General features: G+C 45.5%; 4 protein-coding genes. 1 reads left to right on the top strand and 3 read right to left on the bottom strand.

Annotation, left to right across the window (positions count from 1 at the left end; all coding sequences use genetic code 11):
* Positions 1 to 175: 175 nt before the first annotated feature.
* The 3 genes from VN447_RS18105 to VN447_RS18095 form a co-directional block, all read right to left on the bottom strand.
* Positions 176 to 871 (bottom strand): TerC family protein, encoded by a 696-nt coding sequence (locus tag VN447_RS18105; RefSeq protein WP_325526885.1) that lies wholly within the window; start codon positions 869 to 871, stop codon positions 176 to 178.
* A 439-nt stretch (positions 872 to 1,310) separates the two neighbouring features.
* Entirely contained in the window at positions 1,311 to 2,252 is a 942-nt protein-coding gene (locus VN447_RS18100; protein WP_325526883.1) for a dipeptidase, read from the bottom strand.
* Positions 2,253 to 2,644: 392 nt separating this feature from the next.
* Positions 2,645 to 3,043, bottom strand: a complete 399-nt coding sequence (locus VN447_RS18095) for a hypothetical protein (protein ID WP_325526881.1) — start codon at positions 3,041 to 3,043, stop codon at positions 2,645 to 2,647.
* A 104-nt stretch (positions 3,044 to 3,147) separates the two neighbouring features.
* Between VN447_RS18095 and VN447_RS18090 the strand changes: the two genes are divergently transcribed.
* Positions 3,148 to 3,903 (top strand): alpha/beta hydrolase, encoded by a 756-nt coding sequence (locus tag VN447_RS18090; RefSeq protein WP_325526878.1) that lies wholly within the window; start codon positions 3,148 to 3,150, stop codon positions 3,901 to 3,903.
* Positions 3,904 to 4,099: the final 196 nt, after the last annotated feature.

Here is a 4,099-nt window from a genome sequence, read left to right as displayed (position 1 = left end):
CATAGATTGTTGTTGTTGAATCATTTGACTCACCTGCTCCCTTTAATACCTTTATTATACAGGAAAAAAGGTACAGCCTCCTCAGTTTTCTTGAGGGTCTATACCTTTTTAAGTATTAAAGGGACTTTTTCAGTGGCCTCCTCTAAAAGCGATGTCTTTGTATTACTTATTTAACTTATTGTTGCGCTGAATGGCTCGCTTTTGCGCCGCTGCCGGCGACTTGTTCTTTGTGGCTTTTCTTCCACCAAGCGCCTACTACCAGTACACCAATGGTGATGGCTGCCGGGATTAACCACTCAGGCAAAACACCATGGATGACAGGACCAATTTTGTGGTCGCCAATCATCATTTCACCGGCTGTCCAAGCAATTAGAGCAGCACCGGCATATACAACCACAGGATATTTATCCATAATTTTAATAATAATTTGACTGCCGAAGATAATAAGTGGGATACTGAGAGCAAGTCCTAAGGCCAGCAACATATAATCGCCTTTAGCTACAGCGGCAATCGCCAGGGTATTGTCAAGACTCATTACCAGATCGGCAACAATAATTGTCTTGATCGCCGACATGAAGGAACCACCGGCTTCGATGTTTTCCTCACATTTATCCTCCATAAGTAGCTTAGCCGCAATCCAGATTAGGAGTAAACCGCCGATAAACTGCACATAGGGTATTTGCAAGAGTACAACCGCTACAAGTGTTAAAATAACTCGCAGCCCTATCGCCCCGGCGCTACCCCACAGGATGGCCATCTTCTGCTGCTTTGGGGGCAAACAACGGCTGGCCATGGCAATGACCACTGCATTGTCGCCGCTAAGCACGATGTTCACCATCATGATACTAGCTAGCGCTAACAAAAACTCCATTTACTGCACTCCTTTTATTGTAAGTTTAGACTAATTCAATGCACAATCAGTGCACGCCAACCGGCCCCACCTCCCTATATCAGGTTTTAGTATCAGATATTAAAGGTGTTGAATTAAATCTATTTTATCAAGGTATTCACAAATGTGCAAGTCCCTAAACCATAAAATATTGTATACATGGCTTCCCCCGCCTATCCTGATTGTTCCACAATTGTCATATATGCCTAATTATCAAGGATTAATGAATATTTTCATAGAAAAAACAGGTTTAGGAGCATGTCCACCACCTGTTTTGATGTAAAATATTCAAAAGATTCCGTTTATATATAGTTGCCTTTTATTTAGTACCAGCTCATATTACCACTGTCTTTCCCTAGCTTACAAGATCACCATTCGTCTCTTGCGGAATTACACCTGTTCTTTTACGGATGGCATTTCGCTATATAAGCGTGTCCTTGATCACGCGTAAAGCGTTGCCCCAGCAGATTTTTTCAATTTCTCCCTGGGTCAACCCGCTACGTTCAAGCGCGTTGACAAGCTTACTCATTTCACCAGCATGCGCCAATTCAAGACCTAAGTCAATACCGTCAAAATCTGAGCCAATCGCGATGACTTCAATCCCACCGACTTTACGAATATGCTTTACATGCAGCACCATGTCAGACACCTGGCTTACAGGTGCGTTGCCTAAAAAGCTTTTTTCAAAATTAAGACCCATGACCCCGCCCTTTTCGGCCAACAGCTTGATCATGTCATCTGTCAGGTTGCGCGGATGCCCGGTTACAGAGCGGGCATTAGAATGCGAGGCTGTAAAGGGCTTTGCCGACAGTGTGGCAACATCATAAAAGCCCTGATCAGATAAGTGGGACACATCAATAAGCATTCCCAGCCTGTTCATCTCGGCAACAATTTGCTCCCCAAACGGCGTCAGCCCTAGGCCGCGGTACTCTGGCCGGCAGTTCGGATAACCTATTTCATTGGGATAGTTCCAGGTCAGCGTAATGAGCCTGACACCAAGACGGTAAAGGCTCTCTAAGTTGAGTAAATCGCCTTTTAGCACACCGCCTTCCTCGATAGTGAGAAAAGCGGCGATTTTGCCTTCTGTGCGGCTTTGCCGGAGTTCTTCATAATTCCTAGCCAGTGCAATATATTGACTATTCTCCTCAAGCTCATGGAAAAAACGCGTCGCCATGGTAAGCGCCCGTTCCAGCGGGTCGCTGGTTTTTTCCCGATTAACGAACAGCGCAAAAAATTGGGCTTGTGCTTGGCTTGACTGCAATTTTTCGATATCGACACTAAACGGGTTGCGGTATAAGCTGGCCGTTTTGCCTTCTTCCAGAAGGCGCCAAATTGTATCACAGTGCAGGTCAATGATATTCAACGCACGTACCCCCTATCTTTAACTTGCGGCGGTCACCGCCTCGGCGATACGCGCCAATCCAGCCAGCAGTTTCCATATAGATATGCGACAGTAAGCGACGTAATGCCAAACATATTACCGTCCCACCAGAAACCCGACCAACAGCGCAACACACCATCCCACTCTTGCTTACAGGACTGTTTCTTTCATTATAGCAGTTTCAAGGGGGTATCTCCATAAACTTACATTAATTCCTGTTGTTATCAATAAGTTAGGCCTGCAATCATCACGGCCATAATAGCTTTCACACTAAAAAATTGCTAATATAAGGTGTCACTAAAAAAAACTGCCTATTAGGCAGTTTTACTTGGATAAACTATAGCATTGATAGTGATTACTCTACTTCTGGACGCCTAAGCATCTCTGCCAATATCGCCTATATTATTGCTATCGGCATATCCCTCGGTGACGTCCTGATACATATATTGATTTTGGACTTCATTTAACTCAGCTCTAACAGCAATCTGATCACTTAAATTATCGAACTCAGCATCTGTCATGACTCCCTCAGCTGCCAGCATTTCCTTCAGCGCATCCGGACTTAATCCACGCCACTGTGCGTACTGGTGACTGTCAATCAGAAAATTACTGACAAGATAGCCTAACATCATCCCGGTCATCATACTCCCCATCGAACCTCCAATCCCTATACTGGTTTGCTGTGCATCAGGCTCATCTGAGGCCGTCTGACGCGGACGCAGCAAAGTGAAAAGAGCAATTGCAATGACTACCGTAATAATCAGCCACAGCATTTTGGTTTCTCCTTAGTGCTCAGTTTTTGTGCTACATTCATCAGTATAACCAGAATAATAAAACACTTCCCTAGCAATTAGATTTTCTTTGAGGTATATATTTCATGAAAAATATTATGATACCAGCAGGCAGTCGCCCCGTGTCCGGCGTTATTCACTCTTCCGGTAGTTCTTCAGACAAAACTCTGATCATTTCCCATGGCTTCCGGGGTACTAAAGACGGGGGCGGACGGGCTACCCTCCTTGCTGAAACAATAGCCGCAGCAGGTGTAAGCGTAATCCGCTATGATTTTACTCCTCTCCAGAGCTTATCCTGCCAGATCGCTGAGCTGACTGCCGTTGTTGACTATGCCCGACAGACTGTTAGCAGTCAAATCATGCTGCTAGGCCGCAGCATGGGTGGCAGCGCCTCACTAGCAGTGGCAGCAGCTGACCAAAAAATAAGCGGCCTTATCCTCTGGGCTACCCCCTGGGACTTAATTACTACCTTTCGTTTGGCCCTGGGTGCTCACTATGAGCATCTGACAGCCGGTAGAAACCTGCACCTAACAGATCAGTATGGCAATCTGTTTCTTACGCCTGATTTTATCCGCGATTTTCAGCGTCATGACTTGCTGGCGTATGCTAAGCAGCTTACTCATACGTCACTCCTCATGCTGCACGGCACTGCAGATATCATAGTGCCTGTCTGCCAAGCTCATACGATCTACAACATGGCAACAGGCCCTAGAGAATTGAAACTATATCAGGATGGCGACCATCATTTATCAGATCACTCTACCCAGGCCAGTGCAGATATCGTGGCTTGGCTTCGTAAAGCCTTCCCCTCCGTCCAACTTCGAAAAGATTCATTCCTATAATATCTTCCTATTAAAAGGTGTCATCCCTAAACAAAAAAAAGACTCAAGCGAACCATCCGAAACCACTGAAGAATGCCATGTTTTAAGCAGTAATACCATCCCGGTGCAGAGCCGTTTGGGGCAAAAAGTCGGTTGTGGGCAAAATCGAGTACAAGTACGCAAATAAAAGGATACCAGTGCCGCGATCCTTTTTAAA

Origin of the sequence: Sporomusa sp. (assembly GCF_035561155.1) — a bacterium.
Classification (GTDB): domain Bacteria; phylum Bacillota; class Negativicutes; order Sporomusales; family Sporomusaceae; genus Sporomusa.
Note: the sequence above shows the minus strand (reverse complement) of the source record. Positions and strands in the feature narration are given on the sequence as shown.

Bases quoted from the DNA above. Each gene is read 5' to 3' on its own strand.
- VN447_RS18105 (WP_325526885.1), bottom strand. From the start codon at position 871: ATGGAGTTTTTGTTAGCGCTAGCTAGTATCATGATGGTGAACATCGTG.
- VN447_RS18095 (WP_325526881.1), bottom strand. From the start codon at position 3,043: ATGCTGTGGCTGATTATTACGGTAGTCATTGCAATTGCTCTTTTCACT.
- VN447_RS18090 (WP_325526878.1), top strand. From the start codon at position 3,148: ATGAAAAATATTATGATACCAGCAGGCAGTCGCCCCGTGTCCGGCGTT.